16 protein-coding genes and 2 tRNA genes are annotated in these 17,142 nt (G+C 66.8%); 9 read left to right on the forward strand and 9 right to left on the reverse strand.

What is annotated here, in order from left to right; all coding sequences use genetic code 11:
- Positions 1-182 precede the first annotated feature (182 nt).
- The 4 genes from IEV67_RS11630 to IEV67_RS11645 are packed head-to-tail and all read left to right on the forward strand — an operon-like array spanning position 183 to position 3,677.
- A complete protein-coding gene (locus IEV67_RS11630; RefSeq protein ID WP_188436725.1) occupies positions 183-761 on the forward strand; it encodes an RNA polymerase sigma factor in 579 nt (192 codons plus the stop codon).
- Complete coding sequence (locus IEV67_RS11635; protein WP_188436726.1) at positions 758-1,834, forward strand: DUF4349 domain-containing protein; 1,077 nt, start codon at positions 758-760, stop codon at positions 1,832-1,834. Before IEV67_RS11630 ends, IEV67_RS11635 begins: the two co-directional genes overlap by 4 nt.
- Before the next feature lie 59 nt (positions 1,835-1,893).
- On the forward strand, positions 1,894-2,448 hold the full coding sequence (locus tag IEV67_RS11640) for a winged helix-turn-helix domain-containing protein (RefSeq protein ID WP_188436727.1): 555 nt from the start codon (positions 1,894-1,896) through the stop codon (positions 2,446-2,448).
- Positions 2,445-3,677, forward strand: a complete 1,233-nt coding sequence (locus IEV67_RS11645; RefSeq protein WP_188436728.1) for an MFS transporter — start codon at positions 2,445-2,447, stop codon at positions 3,675-3,677. Before IEV67_RS11640 ends, IEV67_RS11645 begins: the two co-directional genes overlap by 4 nt.
- A 28-nt stretch (positions 3,678-3,705) precedes the next feature.
- Here the strand turns inward: IEV67_RS11645 and IEV67_RS11650 are convergent, their stop codons facing one another.
- A complete protein-coding gene (locus IEV67_RS11650) occupies positions 3,706-4,287 on the reverse strand; it encodes a TetR/AcrR family transcriptional regulator (protein WP_188436729.1) in 582 nt (193 codons plus the stop codon).
- A gap of 119 nt (positions 4,288-4,406) precedes the next feature.
- Here IEV67_RS11650 and IEV67_RS11655 point away from each other — a divergent pair, with 119 nt between their 5' ends.
- Complete coding sequence (locus IEV67_RS11655; protein WP_188436730.1) at positions 4,407-5,426, forward strand: aldo/keto reductase; 1,020 nt, start codon at positions 4,407-4,409, stop codon at positions 5,424-5,426.
- A gap of 63 nt (positions 5,427-5,489) precedes the next feature.
- Here the strand turns inward: IEV67_RS11655 and IEV67_RS11660 are convergent.
- Positions 5,490-5,562, reverse strand: a tRNA-Glu gene (locus tag IEV67_RS11660).
- A 152-nt stretch (positions 5,563-5,714) separates the two neighbouring features.
- Here IEV67_RS11660 and IEV67_RS11665 point away from each other — a divergent pair.
- Both IEV67_RS11665 and IEV67_RS11670 read left to right on the forward strand, forming a co-directional pair.
- Positions 5,715-6,353: an MBL fold metallo-hydrolase gene (locus IEV67_RS11665; protein WP_188436731.1), complete on the forward strand. Its 639-nt coding sequence runs from the start codon at positions 5,715-5,717 to the stop codon at positions 6,351-6,353.
- Between the two features lie 2 nt (positions 6,354-6,355).
- Complete coding sequence (locus tag IEV67_RS11670) at positions 6,356-7,081, forward strand: aminoglycoside phosphotransferase family protein (protein WP_229703045.1); 726 nt, start codon at positions 6,356-6,358, stop codon at positions 7,079-7,081.
- 160 nt (positions 7,082-7,241) lie between these two features.
- Here IEV67_RS11670 and pepN read toward each other — a convergent pair whose 3' ends face one another.
- A complete protein-coding gene (gene pepN, locus IEV67_RS11675) occupies positions 7,242-9,719 on the reverse strand; it encodes an aminopeptidase N (protein ID WP_188436732.1) in 2,478 nt (825 codons plus the stop codon).
- A 293-nt stretch (positions 9,720-10,012) separates the two neighbouring features.
- Between pepN and IEV67_RS11680 the strand changes: the two genes are divergently transcribed.
- Both IEV67_RS11680 and IEV67_RS11685 read left to right on the forward strand, forming a co-directional pair.
- Positions 10,013-10,216 (forward strand): cold-shock protein, encoded by a 204-nt coding sequence (locus tag IEV67_RS11680; RefSeq protein ID WP_033104556.1) that lies wholly within the window; start codon positions 10,013-10,015, stop codon positions 10,214-10,216.
- A 489-nt stretch (positions 10,217-10,705) separates the two neighbouring features.
- Positions 10,706-11,404, forward strand: coding sequence for a M23 family metallopeptidase (locus IEV67_RS11685; protein WP_188436733.1), 699 nt, complete (start codon positions 10,706-10,708; stop codon positions 11,402-11,404).
- Between the two features lie 43 nt (positions 11,405-11,447).
- Here IEV67_RS11685 and IEV67_RS11690 read toward each other — a convergent pair whose 3' ends face one another.
- From IEV67_RS11690 to IEV67_RS11715, 6 genes are all read right to left on the reverse strand, one after another.
- On the reverse strand, positions 11,448-12,428 hold the full coding sequence (locus tag IEV67_RS11690) for a DNA topoisomerase IB (protein WP_188436734.1): 981 nt from the start codon (positions 12,426-12,428) through the stop codon (positions 11,448-11,450).
- A gap of 92 nt (positions 12,429-12,520) precedes the next feature.
- Positions 12,521-12,595 (reverse strand) — tRNA-Gln (locus tag IEV67_RS11695).
- Between the two features lie 119 nt (positions 12,596-12,714).
- A complete protein-coding gene (gltX, locus tag IEV67_RS11700) occupies positions 12,715-14,220 on the reverse strand; it encodes a glutamate--tRNA ligase (protein ID WP_188436735.1) in 1,506 nt (501 codons plus the stop codon).
- Positions 14,221-14,263: 43 nt separating this feature from the next.
- On the reverse strand, positions 14,264-15,034 hold the full coding sequence (locus IEV67_RS11705) for a class I SAM-dependent methyltransferase (RefSeq protein WP_188436736.1): 771 nt from the start codon (positions 15,032-15,034) through the stop codon (positions 14,264-14,266).
- Positions 15,035-15,047: 13 nt separating this feature from the next.
- Complete coding sequence (locus IEV67_RS11710) at positions 15,048-16,304, reverse strand: MFS transporter (RefSeq protein WP_188436737.1); 1,257 nt, start codon at positions 16,302-16,304, stop codon at positions 15,048-15,050.
- Complete coding sequence (locus IEV67_RS11715; RefSeq protein ID WP_188436738.1) at positions 16,301-17,077, reverse strand: fumarylacetoacetate hydrolase family protein; 777 nt, start codon at positions 17,075-17,077, stop codon at positions 16,301-16,303. The genes IEV67_RS11710 and IEV67_RS11715 overlap by 4 nt, the downstream gene beginning before the upstream one ends.
- Positions 17,078-17,142 lie beyond the last annotated feature (65 nt).

The raw sequence follows: 17,142 nt of genomic DNA on the forward strand, positions 1-17,142 counted from the left end.
GATTACTCCCCTTGGAGACTCCAGCATACGTCATGTCCGGGGTCGCCAGGCGCCGACAGCCACCGGCTGCAAGCGCCTCCGCCTGAGCCGTCGCCGGTCGTTCACGCGGAGGAATCGGATGTTTCTGAGACGATGAGGCATCTCTTGACACTCTTCTGGTGAGAGACACCGAACGGAGCAGGATGTCCGAGCCAGCCGAAGACCACGCACGATCCGAAGACCAGGACCGGGTGTCGCGCGCCGCGTCCGGCGACGAGGGTGCTTTCCGCTCGCTGTACCGCGCGCATGTTCGCCCGGTCTACTGGATCGCCCACGGAATCCTCGGCTCCGCGGCCGATGCCGAAGATGTGACGCAGGAGACGTTCGTCGTCGCCTGGCGGAAGCTCCCTGGACTGCAGCTTCACAGCGCGTCGATCCTGCCGTGGCTGGCGACGATCTGCCGCTTCCAGGCGGCCAATCGCCTTCGCCAGCGACGGCGGGACCAGGCGCATACGACGGATGCTGCGGACGAGACGCTCGCCGATACGGTGAATGTCGAGGACCAGGTCATCTCCGCGGCACTGGCAGGGCGTATCACCGCTGAGATCGGCTCGCTGAGCGCACTCGATCAGGAGATCTTCCGCCTGTGCGCGACGGAGGGATTCGCCTATCAGGCCGCGGCGGACGAACTCGGGATCAGCCATGGCGTCGTTCGGAACCGTCTCTCGCGGGTGCGCACGCAGTTGCGAGGCGCTGTCGATGAAGAAGTGAGAGACGCATGAACGATCAGACCACGACCGGATCCACGACCGAGCTGCCAGAGCTGCCAGAGCTTTCGCAGGAGAGCGTCGACCGCATCGAGCACGCGGTGTTCGCCGACATCGAGCGGGAGCGTTCTCCTGAGCGGGCTCAGCCCGGAAAGAAGAGCAGACGACGCGGATGGCTCACCGCTGTCGGGATCGCCGCCGCCTTCGTCGCGGGCGTGCTCATCACGCCGCCGCTTCTCAACACCGTCGGCGTCTCGTCCGCAGACGGAGGGGGAAGCGTCATCGGCGTGTCCGACCGTTCCGGTGCCGACATGGCGGTACCGGAGAGCATCGACGCATCATCGTCCGCAATCGTCGGCACAGAGGCTGACAGCGCAGACCGCGAGATCATCGCGTCCGCCCAGGCCACCGTGCGCGTCGACGACATCGCAGGCGCCGTCGACGCGATCTCCGCACTCGCCGAGGCACGTGGGGGGTATGTGGAGAGCACCGATGTCTCCGCCGAGCCGACGGCGACATCGACGGACGGGAGCCTCCCGGCGCAGCCGACCGGCGATTACGGCTGGATCAGCATCCGCGTGCCGTCCGCCGATCTCACGAGCGTCATCGAGGATCTCGGTGACACCGGCGAGGTCGTGTCGTCCTCACTCTCCAAGCAGGACGTGACGTCGACGGCGATCGACCTGCGGGCGAGGGTGGAGGCGACCCGCGCGTCGGTCACCCGGCTCACGGAGCTCATGTCGCAGTCGGGCAGCGTATCCGAGCTGATCGAGGCCGAGATCGCGCTGACGGATCGGCAGGCTCAGCTCGAATCCTACGAGCAGCAGCTCGCCGCGCTGGAGGATCAGGTGGCCATGTCGTCACTGCAGGTGCAGCTCGCTCCCGAGGCCTCCGCCACGACACCGGAACCGGACGGGTTCGGCGCCGGACTCCTTGCCGGATGGAACGGGCTGATCGTGTCGTTGAACGCGCTCGTGGTCACCATCGGCTTCCTCCTCCCCTGGCTCGTCATCGCCGGCGGCGTGTTCCTCGTGATCTGGATGATCCGCCGGGCACGACGCAACCGCGCGAACACACAGAAGCCCTGATTTTCCGGGGTATACAAGAAGTCTTGTGAATATGGTCGAACGACCATAGCGTTGGCGGCATGGAAGAGATCCAGGCCATCACCGCTGTGCACCATCCCGTACGGCGCCGAATCTTCGACTACCTAGGCCTCTACGGCGCGAGCCAGGTGACCACCCTGGCTCGCGCCCTCGACCAGCAGGTCGGCAGCATCAGCCATCATCTGCGGATGCTCGAGCGAGCAGGCATCGTGGAGCGCGCCGACGCACCGGACTCCGACAAGCGCACGAGCTGGTGGCAGCCCGCGCGCCGCAGTTTCAGCTGGTCCGCAGATGATTTCGACGACTCGCCCTCGAACGCGCTGCTGGCGCGCGAGGCCGAGCGGACCAACATCTCCACGCAGCTGCAGCGGCTGAAGTCGTGGCACAGCGGCAAGCAGCAGCGCCCGGAGCCCGAATGGTCGCGCGCCGCGTTCAGCACAGACACCCTCACCTGGGCGAGCGCAGCGGAACTCACCCAGCTCTCCGACGCCCTGCGTGACACCATCGACGCCTGGCGCACGGCCATCGACCGGGAGGACGGCGCCGAACGACGCCCGGTCTTCGTCTTCGCGCACGGATTCCCGACGACGCCATGAGCATCGCCGAGCCCACACTGCTGCGAGAGCCGCCGCGGTTCTCGAGAGACCTCACCGTCCACGCCTGGATCGCCGTCAAGGCGCTGTCGGATGCCGGGGACGCCATCTGGACGATCGCGCTCGCGTGGACGGCAGTGCAGATCACCTCTCCGGCGATCGCCGGAGTCATCGTCGCCGCGGGCACGATCCCCCGGGCCGTCGTGCTGCTGTTCGGCGGCGTGCTCGCCGATCGTGCGAACGCCCGCACCGTCATGATCGTGTTCAACGCGCTGCGGGTCGGCCTGCTGGTGTTCGTGGCGCTCTGGGTGCTGGCATCCCCGCCGTCGGTGCTCCTGCTGCTGCTCGCGGCGATCTCCTTCGGCGTGTGCGATGCGTTCTACGAGCCATCGGCCGCGACGATCGGCCGGCAGCTCGTGCGCACCTCCGACCTGCCGTCGTACAGCGCAGTCATGCAGACCGCGACGAGGCTGGGCACCATGGGCGGCGCCGCGATCGGCGGATTCCTCGTCGCATACGCCGGCCTCGGCGGAAGTGCGTCGCTCAACGCACTGACCTTCACCCTGGTGATCGCCTTCATAGCGATCTTCCTGCGTCCGCGGTTCGCGCTGGCCCGCGCGGCACGAGAGTCAGCACTGCGCGGCATCCAACACGGGTTCGCGCACCTTCGCGATGCCCCCACCACGCGCACGCTGGTCATCGCGCTGTCTGGACTGAATCTCGCCGTCGGCCCTGCGACCGGAATCGGAATCGCCCTGCGGGCCCACGACGAGGGCTGGGGCGCGCAGGCGGTTGGGCTGTTCGAGGCGCTGATCGGCCTCGGTGCGGCCCTCGGCGCCATCTCCGTCGCCAAGTGGCGTCCGACTCACGAGGCGCGCGGCGGATTCTGGGCGCTCGTCGTGCAGGGCGCGGGAATCATCCTGATCGGCGTCGGCCCGGCGTGGACCGCGGCGATCGGATGCTTCGTGATCGGGGTGACTGCAGGATTCGCGTCGGTCCTGCTCGGCGCGACATTCGCCGCCACGATCGATACGGCATATCTCGGCCGCATGAGCTCGATCACCCGGCTGGGCGACGACGTGCTGATGCCATTGGCGATGGCGGCGTTCGGCGCGCTGGCATCCGTTACCGCGACCTGGGTGCCGTTCGTGACCTTCGGAGGCGCGCTCATGCTGATGATGGTGTTCCCTTTGCGCAACAGGCAGTTGCGGGACATGTCGCTGCGATCCTGAGCAGCAGGCGAAGGTCTTCTCAACCAGGTCAGAGGTTGACGAACAGCCCATCCAGCAGCACGTCCGTCATCCGCGTCGCCGAGTCTCCTGTGCCGCCGGCATCCTCCTGCGCGAGCCGACTGAGGGCGTGGATGAGGTCGCCGGCGCTGACGTCGGCTCGGATGCTGCCTTCCCGGGCGCCGGCATCCAAGATGCTCTGCACCTTCGGTGCGAGCGTGCCGAAGAAATATGCGGGCAGAGGCTGATACGCGGGATCACCGGAGTGCAGTGCGCTGGCGAAGCCACGCTTGGTCGCGACGAACCTCGCGAATCGCTCCGTCCAGAGCCGCAGTGCCTCCGGAGGCGGGCACTGCGCAGCGAGACGGTCCGCTTCAGCCGCAGTCGCATCGACCTCTCGACGGAACACGGCGATGATCAGATCGGAGCGCAGCGGGTAGTTGCGGTAGATCGTGCCGACGCCGACGCCTGCGCGCGCAGCGATGTCGCGCATCGGCGCATCCACCCCTGATTCGGCGAATGCCGCTTTTGCGGCCTCGAGCACCGACTCGGTGTTGCGCACAGCATCCGCCCGCTTGCGTCTGGGGGCGCCTTCTTTCGCCGGGCTGCTCATCTTCTTCTTCCGTCGCGTGACAAACGGAACACGGTTCCGTATAGTTGCGGACGAGTGTTCCGCTTAAGCGAGCATACCGAACTCGGACTCGGAACACACCGATCCCCTGAAGGAGAACCATGCACTACCGCACACTCGGACGCACCGGCATCCGCGTCTCACCATTCGCCCTCGGGGCGATGATGTTCAGTTCATTCGGGAACGGCGATCAGACAGAAGTGAACCGGATGGTGGCCCGCGCCCTCGATGCCGGCATCAACTTCATCGACACCGCCGACGCCTACGGAGAATCCGAGGAGATGCTCGGTGAGGCACTGAAGGGACGGCGAGACGACGTCGTGCTCGCATCGAAGTTCGCGCGCCCCATCGGCGATGATCCCAACCATCAGGGCGGCTCACGCCGGTGGATCATCACGGCGGTCGAGAACTCGCTGCGCCGGTTGAACACGGACCATCTCGATCTCTACCAGATGCATCGCCCTGATCCGGAGACCGACATCGATGAGACCCTCTCCGCGCTCACGGACCTCGTACGCAGCGGCAAGGTCCGCGCGATCGGCTCCTCCGATATGCCCGCCTCCGACATCGTGGAGGCCCAATGGGTCGCCGAGCGGCGAGGGCTCGAGCGCTTCCGCACCGAGCAGCCGCACTACTCGCTGCTGGATCGTTCGATCGAGCGGGAGGTACTGCCGGTCGCGCAGCGCTATGGCATGGGCACCGTGATCTGGAGTCCGCTGGCCAGCGGCATGCTGACCGGACGTGTCCGCCGCGGGCAGGACACCGACCTTCGCCGCACACGCCTGTTCGCCGCTCTGCGCGACGAGCACCGCATCGATGCGGTCGAGAAGTTCATCCCGCTCGCCGCAGATGCCGGCCTGCCTCTCACGCATCTGGCACTCGCGTTCGTGATCGCACATCCGGGCGTGACATCTGCGCTCATCGGTCCGCGGACGATGGAGCAGCTCGATGACCTTCTCGCGGCGGCCGAGGTGCGGCTCTCGGACGAGATCCTCGACCGGATCGATGAGATCGTCGCACCTGGAACGGGAGTCGGCAGGATGGACCAGGAGTACAACACACCCGCCATCGAGTCGGCAGCACTGCGCCGCAGGCCCGTACAAGATCGATCGGCCGCATGACCGCGTAGACGATTGCCGGATACGCAGAAAACCCCCGGAAATCCGGGGGTTTTCTCGTGTCTGTGACCCCAGCGGGATTCGAACCCGCGTTACCGCCGTGAGAGGGCAGCGTACTAGGCCGCTATACGATGGGGCCGTCTTGCGGAGCGTTCCAGCCCCGCGACAACCGTTCAAGTATGCCATGGGATTTCGCACTCCGCAAAATCGGGTCGACCGCGCAGAGATCCCGGGCGCGTCATGATCTCAACGCCGTTTGCCGTGCAGTCGAAGTAGGAGTTGACTCGTCCCATGCGCGTCACGAAGTTCGAACATGCCACCCTCCGCCTCGACCTCGGCGGCGACACCCTGCTCGTCGATCCTGGGTCGTTCACCAGCCCGCTCGTCGACCTGTCCGGTCTCGTCGCCGTCGTGATCACGCACGAGCATCCGGATCACTGGACGCCCGATCACCTCGACCGCATCCTCCGCGACGCTCCTGGCACCCCGATCTTCGCACCTGCAGGTGTCGCCGCGGCCGCAGCCGACTACGAGATCACCGTCGTCGCACCCGGTGACACGGTGAGCGCCGGGCCTTTCTCGCTGCGATTCTTCGGCGGCGATCACGAGATCATCCACTCCTCGCTGCCGCGCGTTCAGAACGTCGGGGTGCTGATCAACGACGAGCTCTACTACCCGGGCGATTCGTACGCGGTACCGGAAGGAGTCGAGGTCGACGCCCTCGCCGCGCCTCTGGGCGCCCCGTGGCTCAAGATCGGAGAGGCGATGGACTTCGTCCTGGCCGTCGCGCCCCGCCGAGCTTTCGGCGTGCACGACATGACGCTGTCCGTCATCGGCCGCGACATGCACCGCTCGCGCCTGAAGTGGGCGACTGAGCAGCACGGCGGCGAGTTCTTCGAGCTCGACCCCGGCGACACGCTGGATCTGTAGTCGTGGCCCACTCACCGGGCGCCGAGCGCACAATCGACGAGAGCGCGGTGCGGATGCTGCTCGCGCAGGGCGCGCCTCATCTCGTAGATCGCGCGTTGCAGCTGGTCTACGAAGGATGGGACAACGCGACCTGGCGACTCGGCGATGACCTCGCGGTGCGCATCCCCCGTCGCGAGGTCGCTGCCCCATTGATCGAGCACGAGCAGCAGGCGCTCCTCATCCTCGGTCCTGTGCTCGAAGCCGCCGGTGTTCGGGCCCCGGTCCCCGTCGTCAACGGACAGGCGACGTCTGAGTTCCCCTGGCCTTGGTCGATCGTGCCGTGGATCCCCGGAGAACATGCGCTCGAGCGTGCTCGCCCCGACAACACCGGCTGGGCGCCGGATCTCGCTCGCGCTCTCCGCGCGCTCCACAGGACTGCCCCGGCGGATGCACCTCACAACCCCGTTCGGGGTGTTCCGCTCGCCGAACGGGACGAGCGCATGCGCACTCTCATCGCTCTGACTCCTGCACCGCACGCTGCCGTGCTCGACAGAGCCTGGGCCGCCGGGACCGCCGCACCGAGCAGCGCCGAACGGGTGTGGATTCACGGCGATCTCCATTCGGGCAACATCATCATCTCCGGTGATCGGCTGTCGGCTCTCATCGACTTCGGGGACGTCACCGCCGGCGACCCGGCCTACGACCTCGCGGTCGCGTGGATGGCGTTCGACGCGAACGGCCGCGCATAGTTCCGACGGTGCACCGAGGATCGCTACGACGACGCGACCTGGATTCGAGCACGCGCGTGGGCCGCTTCAGTGTCCGCCATCCTGCTCACACAGAGCGATGACCGTGAAGACTATCTCGCGCTCGGCCGCAGCACGGCGCTGGAGCTGCAGGCTGAGGAGACTACTGCGCAGCCCGCACTCTGATCTCCCGAGCCAGATGATCGCGCTGTTCGATCACGAGGCGGCGCAGCGCCGCGGGCGCGGCCGCGTTCGCCGCGAGCCATGCGTCGACCGCATTCGTGGTCTCCGTCCCCGGGAACAGCCCGAGCACGAGCCTCCTGGCGATCTCGATGCTCCGCGAGTCCCAGGTACCGGCGATCCACGCGAAGTACTCGTCATCGAATCGAGCGATGAGGTCACGACGCGCACCCGCTCGCACGCCGGCGATGATGGCGTCGAGGTGATCATTGCTCAGGCTGTGATCGCTCCAGGCCCGGTCCCATGCGGCAGAACGGACGTCCGCGGTGGGACGAGACGCCAGCGCACGCAGGGCGGCCGTGCGCCCCTCGGCGGTGTCGTCGTTCTCGAGCTCCTTCGCAATGGCGTCTTCCGAGAGATTCCCCGTCGTCGCCGACGCCGCGATCAGCGACCAGCGCAATTGCGGGTCGATCGGGAGTCCGGCCGGTCCCTCTCCATCGAGGAGCGCGCGGACCCTCTCTGTGCCGGCATCGCTCACTGCGGATGCCGTGGCGAACGCCCGTGCCCACGCCAACTGTGCGTCGCTGCCTGGTGCCGCAGCATCCATCGCCGTCTCGGTGGCCGTGAGCCACGCGTCACGCTCGGCGTCGCGCTGCGGGGCGGGAACGAAGTGCCCGATCGTGTACGCGGCGTTCGCCAGCACACCGGCGAGCAATCCGGTGTTCTCCTCTGCCGGTGCGTGGCGACGTACGATCTCCAGGTACTCCGCGGCCGGCAGTTCGCCGTCGCGTGCGGCGTTCCACAGCGACGACCACACCAGGGCACGCGGCAGCGGCGGAAGGGTGGACAGCGCTGTCCTGACGGCGGCCAGCGAGGCGTCATCGAGCCGCGCCTTGACGTAGCTCAGGTCCTCGTCGTTGAGGAGTACGAGATCCGCATCGGGTAGCGCGACCGGTGTCCGCTCCCCCGTGATGTCGAGCTCGACCTGCTCATGCAGCACGAGTCGGCCGTCGGTCAGGTCGTACAGCCCGACGCGCAGCCGATGCGGCCGCGGATCGCTCTGCACCAGCATCCGCGCCCCTTCGCTGTCGGTCTCCAGCCACAGGGTCGAGACACCGCTGGTCTCCAGCCAGGCCTTCGACCAGGCGCGCACGTCGCGACCGGACGCGTCCTCGAGCTGCACGAGCAGGTCATCGAGTGTTGTGTTGCCGTACGCATGAGCGGCGAAGTATCGCCGCGCGCCTTCGAAGAAGGCCTCCGCGCCGACGAACGCGACGAGCTGCTTCAGCACGGCTGCACCCTTCGCGTAGGTTATGCCGTCGAAGTTGAGCTTGGCCGCCTCGAGATCGGTGATGTCGGCGACAATCGGATGCGTCGTCGGAAGCTGATCCTGCTGGTACGCCCATGCCTTGCGGTTGGCGGCGAACCGCTCCCATGCATCGGTGAACCGGGTCGCTGCCGCTGAGGCGTGCGAGCCCATGTAGTCGGCGAACGATTCCTTCAGCCACAGATCGTCCCACCAGCGCATCGTGACGAGGTCGCCGAACCACATGTGCGCCATCTCGTGCAGGATCGTGTTCGCGCGCGCCCCCCGTTGGGCGTCTGTGGCGGCTCCCCGGGGGATGTACGCCTCGGTGAACGTGACAAGGCCGGGATTCTCCATGGCTCCGAGGTTGTACTCGGGCACGAAGATCTGGTCGTACTTGCCCCACGGGTACGCGAACGCGAACGCATCCGTGAAGAAGTCCAGCCCCTGACGCGTGATCTCGATGATCTCGTCCGCTTCGAGGTGCGGTGCGAGCGATGCCCGGCAGAGAACGCCGAGTGCGACCTCCTGATCTGCGCGACTCCAGGTGCCGTCGACTCGATGATACGGCCCTGCCGCCACAGCCGTGATGTAGCTCGAGAGCGGCAGCGTCGGCGCCAACTCCACGGTCTGCACGCCGTCCGCCTCCTCCGCTTTCGCGACGCGCTGGTTCGACAGCACCTGCCAGCCGCTGGGCGCATGCACGACGAACGTGTACGACGCCTTCATGTCCGGCTGTTCGAAGCACGCCATCACCCGGCGCGAGTCGGCGGGCTCGTATTGCGTATAGAGATAGGTCTCGCCGTCGACCGGATCGACGAAACGGTGCAGCCCTTCGCCGGACCGACTGTACACGCCGGTCGCCCCGATCACGGCGGTGTTGGATGCGGCGAGCCCCCTGACGGTGATCCGGGCGCCGTCGTATTCGATGGGCACCTCGATATCGTTGACGATGACGTGGTCGACCGACTCGCCGATGAAGTCGATCCAGGTGGTGGATTCCGAGGAATCGAACGCCAACGTCGTCGTGGTGCTGAACCCGCGCTGTTCCGGGTTCTGCGCATCCCGCAGATCGAGTTCGACTCGAATCTCGTGCACGTTCACGGCCGCCGATCGTGCGGCGGTCTCCTGCCTGGTCAGGTTCGCAGAGCTCATGTCGTCCATCGTTTCATGGGCGAACTCCACAGCCGTCAACAAGTTGTCCCCGGAATGGGCTAAGCTGGGGCGACACATTCACGTTGACTTCCGGAATCTCCGGCTGTTCATCGGCCCGACTGCAACCAGCATGGTGGCCACTCGATCATCGTCCTTCATCTACCTCACGCTCCCAGACACGAGACGCAGCGAATCTCCGCCGTCACACTGAGAGCCCCCACAAGCTGCCGAGCCGAACATCGTCGAGGCATTACGGGTCGAAGCTCGGCCCACGAACACAAAGGAAACACAGCATGGCCACTGGCACTGTCAAATGGTTCAACTCCGACAAGGGCTACGGCTTCATTGCTCCCGATGACGGATCCGCCGATGTCTTCGCGCACTTCAGCGCGATCCAGGGCAGCGGACACCGCAACCTCGAGGAAGCACAGAAGGTCGAGTTCGACACGGAGCAGGGCCCCAAGGGTCCCCAGGCGACGAACATCACCGCGCTCTGAATTAGAGCTTCAAGGCCCGATCCTGCCGCAATGCGGGATCGGGCCTTTTGCTGTCACCCACGCCTTGGCACGCCGCTCGATTTGACGAGTCGGCGATTTGCCGCGTACATTACAGATCGGTAACGGTCTCGCCCGAAGGGACCGGCCGTGAGCAGAACAACCCATTCTGCGTCGGAAGGATCCCTCACGACTTCAGTGCGATCCGAGCGCGCCCCCGATTCCGCCTCGGCTACATCAGACTCCCTCAACGCATCTCGACCGCAACTGCGACGCGACCTGCGTCCACGCGCGACCCCGACTCCGGTTGTCGCCGCGACCCCGACTCCGAGTGTCGCCGCGAGCCCGACTCCGGTTGTCGCCGCGAGCCCGACTCCGAGTGTCGCCGCGAGCCCGACCGCGTCGGCCGCAACGCCGCCGCGCCGAGCAGAGCCGCGCCGCGCAGAGCCGCGCCGCCCGAAGCCACGAACGCATCGTCGCCGCTGGGCCAAGATGAAGTCGTTGAGCGCCGTACTGGCGGTCGGCACGTTGATCACCGGGATCGCTCTCCCGTCACTGAACCCGGACGCCGAGCCTGTTTCCGCCGCCACCGCCGGCGTCTCGGCTCTCCAGGATGTCGCGCAGTCGTACAGCTCCACGGACGAGATCCGCGCCGAGATCGCCCCGCGAGGCAACTTCTCCGCAACGACGCCGACAGAGATCGATGAGACACGTTCCCGCGCAGTCGCAGCCGCGCTGGCAGCGGGGATGCCGCTCGGCAGCGCGGTGGAGATCCCCATCGCCCACCAGGTCGTGATGCCGATGGCGGCAGGGGCCTACTCGTTCACCGACGGCTTCGGCGCTTCCAGGCCGGGTCGATCGCATCTTGGACAGGACTTCGCCGCGCCCGTCGGCTCGCCGATCAACGCCGCGATGGACGGCTGCGTCTCCCGCTCGACGGAGAGCTACCAGGGGTACGGCGTCACGATCCAGATCGAGAGCGTCATCGACGGTGAGGCTGTCAGCACGGTCTACTCGCACATGAACTACGGCACCCGCGCGGTGCAGGTCGGCGAGTGCGTCACAGCCGGCCAGTACATCGGCGACGTCGGCTCGACGGGCTACGTGTTCGGTTCGTGCTTGCACTTCGAGGTGCACGTCGACAGCGTGCCGGTCGATCCGATGCCGTGGCTCTCCGCGCACGTCGGCTGACATCGCTCAACTGATGTCGCTCAGCTGACACGGGCGGCGCAGCTCAACGCTTGCGCAGCACCTTGAGCACGCATTGCTCCTCGAGCGTCAAGTACTTCCGCGGACGCATACGGCCCATCGTCTTTCGCACTTCGGGGATCGTGACGCCGTCCTCGAAGGCGGCGAACACACGAGGGTCGATGTACGATCCCTTCGTCACCGCCGGTGTGTTGCCGAGGCGCTCCGCGACCTGCTCGATGACGTCGCGCACCACTGCCGCATCTCCGTCGCCGCCGTCGCGCTCGGTCTCGGCGGCGAGCAGGGCAGAGGTCGCCAGCAGCGTGCCGCCCCACGTGCGGAAGTCCTTCGCCGAGAACTCCTTGCCCATATGCCTCTTCACGTAGGCGTTCACACGCTTGCTGTCGACGTCGCGGATCACGCCATCTTCGTCGAAGAAACGGAAGATCTCGTACCCCGGCATGTCGTTCAGCTGTCGGATGATGCGCACGATCTGCTGATCCCGGATCGTCCTGACGTGCCTCTTTCCGCTCTTGCCGACGAAGTCGAAGGTCACGCTGCTCGAGGAGACGTCCGCGTGCTTACGACGCAGCGTCGTGGCCCCGTAGTGATCGTACTTCCGGGCGTACTCGGGGTTGCCGACCCTGAAGAATTCCTGGTCGATGAGTCTGATGATGCACGCGACCACCTTGTCCTCGTTCAAGCGGCGCCTGCGCAGATCATGGTCGACCTGCTTGCGCAGGCGCGGCAGGCGTTCGGCGAAGCGCAGGATGCGCGCGTACTTCTTCTTCTCCTGGCTGCGGATGTACGCGGGGCTGTAGATGGCCTGGCGCCGACCGGCATCGTCGACTCCCCTGGCCAGCACCTTGGCCGACGATGACCGCGCGATCTCGACGTCCGTCCACGCCGGCGGTATCGCCAACGCCTCGATTCTGGTGATCTCGCGTGCATTCCTGATGCGACGCCCCGCACTGCGGTAGACGGTGTTCTCGCCATCCTGCTCACGGGTTACGGGCAGTCGTGACATGTGATCCTCCCCGGTGAAGACGGTCGCTCCGGATGCTTTCGCGAAGGTGTTCGTAAACCAAGAAAACCCCCGCACGAGCGGGGGTTTTTCTGTGGCTGGGGTACCTGGACTCGAACCAAGAACAACGGTACCAGAAACCGCCGTGTTGCCAATTACACCATACCCCAAGGGCGAAACCAGAGCCTCGCACCGAGAGACAACTCTACCCGATATTCACGGTGCAGCCAAAACGCGAGGACCAGGGCGGCGCGTCTTCATCACGTCGCCCGGCTCCGCTTCGGTCGCGCTACGCCGTGAGCATCTCCGCGAGGGCTGCAAGTCGCTGCAGGGTGACGTCCTTGCCGATCAGCTCCATCGATTCGAACAGCGGCGGCGAGATGCGGCGCCCGGTGATCGCGACCCGCGGCGGTCCGTAGGCCACCCGCGGCTTGAGTTCGAGGTTGTCGACCAGTGCCGTGGCGAGAGCATCCTGGATCTTCTCCGGAGTGAAATCCGTCACAGGCTCGAGCGCCGCGATGCATGCCTCGAGCACCTCCGCGGCATTGGCGGGCAGGCCCTTCAGCGCATCTGCGTCGTACGAGATCTCGTCGGTGAAGAGGAATCCGAGCATGCCTGGCACCTCACCGAGGAGCTGTACGCGCTCCTGCACCAACGGTGCCGCCCGGAACGCAAGGACGAGCTGTTCGTGAGTCGGCTCATCGAAGAGTCCTGCTGCGGCGAGGTACGGGATCGTCCGCTCTGCGAAATCCTTCACATCCAGCATCCGGATGTGGTCGCCGTTGATCGATTCGGCCTTCTTCTGATCGAAGCGGGCCGGGTTCGGGTTGACGTTCTCGATGTCGAACGCGGCGATGAACTCGTCGAGCGAGAAGATGTCGCGGTCGGGACCGATCGACCAGCCGAGCAGCGCCAGGTAGTTGAGCAGCCCCTCATGGATGAAGCCGCGGTCGCGGTGCAGGAACAGATCGGCCTGCGGGTCGCGCTTGGAGAGCTTCTTGTTGCCGGTCTCCCCCAGTACCAGCGGCATGTGCGCGAAGCGCGGGACGAAGGTCGTGACGCCCGCCTCGATCAGCGCGGCATACAGGGCGAGCTGGCGCGCCGTCGACGGCATCAGGTCTTCGCCGCGCAGCACATGGGTGATACCCATCAGAGCGTCGTCGACCGGGTTCACGAACGTGTACAGCGGAACGCCGTTCGGGCGCACGACCACGAAGTCGGGGAACGACCCGGCAGGGAACGTCACCTCGCCGCGGATCAGGTCGACGTACGTCAGATCCTCGTCCGGCACACGCAGGCGCAGGGCGGGCTGACGGCCCTCCTCGCGGAAGGCGGCCTTCTGCTCGTCCGTCAGGTCGCGGTCGAAGTTGTCGTAGCCGAGCTGCTTCGCGCGTCCGTTCGCCTCGTTGCGTGCGTCGATCTCCTCAGCGTTCGAGTAGCTCTCGTAGAGTGCACCGGACGCGAGAAGCTTCTCGATCACGCCGCGGTAGATGTCGTGACGCTGCGACTGGCGATACGGCTCGTGAGGTCCGCCGACCTGAACACCCTCATCCCAGTCGATCTTCAACCAGGTCAGAGCGTCGACGAGCTGCTGGAAGCTCTCCTCGCTGTCGCGCGCGGCATCGGTGTCTTCGATGCGGAAGATGAGCTTGCCGCCGTTGTGGCGCGCGTACGCCCAGTTGTAGAGAGCGGTGCGCACCATCCCCACGTGCGGAAGGCCGGTCGGCGAAGGGCAGAAGCGGACGCGGACGTCGGCACCTGAAGCGGTCGTGGTGAGGGGATGCGGGGTAGCCATAGCCCCTCAATCCTACGCGTGCGGCCGTGGTTCGCCTGCCCGCTCAACCCCTGCGGCTGCCGGCCACGGCAGCCGTGTGATCGAGCGCGACTCGTCCGTCGTCCGAACATTCCTCGCACAACCGATCGAAGGCTCGAGCGAACCTTTCCCGTTCAGCAGTTTCGAGCGATCGATAGAAGGCGCCCGCCGACGCGACGCCGCCCTCGGCTGATCGCCAGAGCTCGTCCGTCGTGGGGCGCCACGTCCAGCTGAACTCGGCGACATCGACCGCGGGCCAGCCGCCTTCCGACAGCATCCCTCCGAATCCGGCCGAGGAGCGCTCGAAGTCCTTCTCCGGCGCCAGCCTCCCGGTCGGCGACACGACGAGGCCCGCGCGGTCGCAGACCCTCTGCCAGAACCACGACGGCGACACGATCCAGATCGTGGCGATCATCACAGCATCCGGCGCCGCTACACGGGCGATCTCCTGTGCTGCCGCTCGCGGATCGGACACGTGATTGAGCACGAAGTTCGCCGTGACGGCATCGAAAGCGGCGTCTTCGAACGGCAGTGCGGGCAACGCGCCCTCGACCATGGAGACCTGTGGATGATTCCGCGCGGCGACGACGCGCATCGTCGCCTCCGGTTCGCAGCCCGTCACCGACCAGCCGGCGTCCATCAGTCGTGCCGCGAGCGCGCCGGTCCCCGACCCGGCATCCAGCACTCGACGACCGTGTGCCGTCCCGAGACGGCGAAGGATCTCATCGTGACTCCCAGCGCACAGCGAGGCATAGGAGGCCGCGTAAGCCTCACCGACGCCCTCCCACGCCTTCACCCCGTGGCCGTCCTCACGTCCTGGTCCGCCCGAGCGGCGCGAGCACCACGATCACGAGGACGAGAACGGATGCCGCGATCCCCAGCCCCGCGTACTGGAAGTTCGACAGCACCACGCCGGCGAGCACGGCGCCGGCTGCGGCGGACAGGCTCATGAGCGAGTCGCTACGGCCCTGGCGGCGCGTGCGCAGCTCTAGCGCGCTCGCCTCGGTGAGCAGTGCCGCGCCCGCGACGGTCGCTGCACTCCAGCCGAGCCCGAGCAGGATCAGCGCGACCATCACGCCCCACGCCTGATCGTTCACGAAGACCGCGAACGCGAGTGCTGCGGCCAGCAGAACCTGCCCGAGCAGCACGACGCGCAGCCGCCCCCACCGGTCGGCGAGAATGCCGAAGACGGGCGACAGACCGTACATGCCGGCGACGTGCAGAGCGATCGTGAAGCCGACGAGCAGGGAGACATCAGCGGTCGACGCGTGGCCCGCATGCATCCCGTGGGCCATGTGCGACAGATGAATGGGCGTCATGGCCATCACCGACGCCATGACGACGTGCGATCCTGCGATCGCGAAGATCGCATAGCGAGCGACTGTCGGCCGGTCGAGCACGGTCAATGGCGCAGACAGCGATGCCGCGGCATCCTTCGCCAGCCTCTGCGCGGTGAGCAGCGGGTCAGGACGCAGCGCGACGAGGTAGAGGATGAACGCCGCGGTCTGGGCGATCAGGGAGAAGAGGTACGAGCCGGTCTGCGGCGGCATGCCGATCGCATGGCCGACGATCTCTCCCGGCCCCAGCAGCAGCGGACCCGAGACACCGCCGATCGTCGTCGCCCACACGACCACCGACAGGTCGCGCCCGCGGTGCTTCGGCACAGCGAGGTCGGTAGCCGCGAACCGGGACTGCAGATTGCCCGCGTTGCCAGCGCCGATCATCAGGATGCCGGCCAGCAGCAAGGGGAAGATCCGCAGCGCCGCAGCGAGGATGACGACACCGATGCCGACCAGCGCGAACAGGTTCCCGAGGGTCAGGGCCCGCCGGCGCCCGACGCGGCTCGCGAGTCGTGCGAGCGGGATGGCGCACAGCGCCGCCCCGAGCGTGACCGAAGCCGTCGCCAGTCCCGACAGCGCATCGTCACCGGACAGATCCGCCGCGAGCAGCGCCCCGAGGGACACAGTGGCGCCGAACGCGATGCCGCCGAGCACCTGCCCGAGCGACAGCACGAGCACCGTGCGCCGCTGGATCGCCGCCTGGTCGACGACCGGCAGAGTCGTCATACCACGGGCATCGCGTCGCGCACTGAGTTGCGCAGGACGCCGAGGCCGGTGACCTCGACCTCGACGGTGTCGCCGGCGACGAACGGGCCGACACCGGCGGGCGTGCCGGTGAGGATGACGTCACCCGGCAGCAGGGTGAACACGGCGGACGCGTACTCGATGATCGCCGGGACAGAGTGGATCATGTCGCTGAGCGGTGCGTGCTGGCGCACCTCGCCGTTGACACGGGTCTCGATCGTGGCATCCGTCTGATCGAAGTCCGTCTCGATGACCGGACCCAGCGGGCAGAACGTGTCGAAGCCCTTTCCGCGCGTCCACTGACCGTCCCTCTTCTGAAGGTCCCTGGCGGTGACATCGTTGCCGACCGTGTAGCCGAACACGTAGTCGAGCGCGTTCTCGGCCTTGACGTTCTTCGCGATCCGGCCGATGACGACCGCGAGCTCTCCCTCGTGCTCCGTACGCTCGGACAGCGTCGGCCGCACGATCGTGTCGCCCGGGCCGATCACCGAGGTGTTGGGCTTGAGGAACAGCAGCGGCTCTTCGGGCGCCACTCCCCCCATCTCCGCCGCATGATCGTGATAGTTCTTGCCCACGCAGACCACCTTCGACCGAGGGATCACGGGTGCGAGCAGCGCGGCGTCCGCGAGCGGCACGCGCTCGCCGGTGGTCTCGTACCCCGCGAACATCGGGTCACCGGCGAGGACGACGAGCTCCTGCTCGTCGACGATGCCGTAGCGGATGGCGTCATTGTGGCTGAACCGAGCGATCTTCACCGCTCCAGCCTAGCGACCATCCGCTTCGATCCGCCGAGCCCCCAGGGCTTCGCCGAGCCCCAGTG

Origin of the sequence: Microbacterium murale (assembly GCF_014635185.1) — a bacterium.
GTDB classification, from domain to species: Bacteria; Actinomycetota; Actinomycetes; order Actinomycetales; family Microbacteriaceae; genus Microbacterium; species Microbacterium murale.

What these genes read in the sequence shown, in the direction of transcription:
- IEV67_RS11630 (WP_188436725.1), top strand. Translation starts at nt 183, where the DNA reads ATGTCCGAGCCAGCCGAAGACCACGCACGATCCGAAGACCAGGACCGG.
- IEV67_RS11635 (WP_188436726.1), top strand. Translation starts at nt 758, where the DNA reads ATGAACGATCAGACCACGACCGGATCCACGACCGAGCTGCCAGAGCTG.
- IEV67_RS11640 (WP_188436727.1), top strand. Translation starts at nt 1,894, where the DNA reads ATGGAAGAGATCCAGGCCATCACCGCTGTGCACCATCCCGTACGGCGC.
- IEV67_RS11645 (WP_188436728.1), top strand. Translation starts at nt 2,445, where the DNA reads ATGAGCATCGCCGAGCCCACACTGCTGCGAGAGCCGCCGCGGTTCTCG.
- IEV67_RS11650 (WP_188436729.1), bottom strand. Translation starts at nt 4,287, where the DNA reads ATGAGCAGCCCGGCGAAAGAAGGCGCCCCCAGACGCAAGCGGGCGGAT.
- IEV67_RS11655 (WP_188436730.1), top strand. Translation starts at nt 4,407, where the DNA reads ATGCACTACCGCACACTCGGACGCACCGGCATCCGCGTCTCACCATTC.
- IEV67_RS11665 (WP_188436731.1), top strand. Translation starts at nt 5,715, where the DNA reads ATGCGCGTCACGAAGTTCGAACATGCCACCCTCCGCCTCGACCTCGGC.
- pepN (WP_188436732.1), bottom strand. Translation starts at nt 9,719, where the DNA reads ATGAGCTCTGCGAACCTGACCAGGCAGGAGACCGCCGCACGATCGGCG.
- IEV67_RS11680 (WP_033104556.1), top strand. Translation starts at nt 10,013, where the DNA reads ATGGCCACTGGCACTGTCAAATGGTTCAACTCCGACAAGGGCTACGGC.
- IEV67_RS11685 (WP_188436733.1), top strand. Translation starts at nt 10,706, where the DNA reads ATGAAGTCGTTGAGCGCCGTACTGGCGGTCGGCACGTTGATCACCGGG.
- IEV67_RS11690 (WP_188436734.1), bottom strand. Translation starts at nt 12,428, where the DNA reads ATGTCACGACTGCCCGTAACCCGTGAGCAGGATGGCGAGAACACCGTC.
- gltX (WP_188436735.1), bottom strand. Translation starts at nt 14,220, where the DNA reads ATGGCTACCCCGCATCCCCTCACCACGACCGCTTCAGGTGCCGACGTC.
- IEV67_RS11710 (WP_188436737.1), bottom strand. Translation starts at nt 16,304, where the DNA reads ATGACGACTCTGCCGGTCGTCGACCAGGCGGCGATCCAGCGGCGCACG.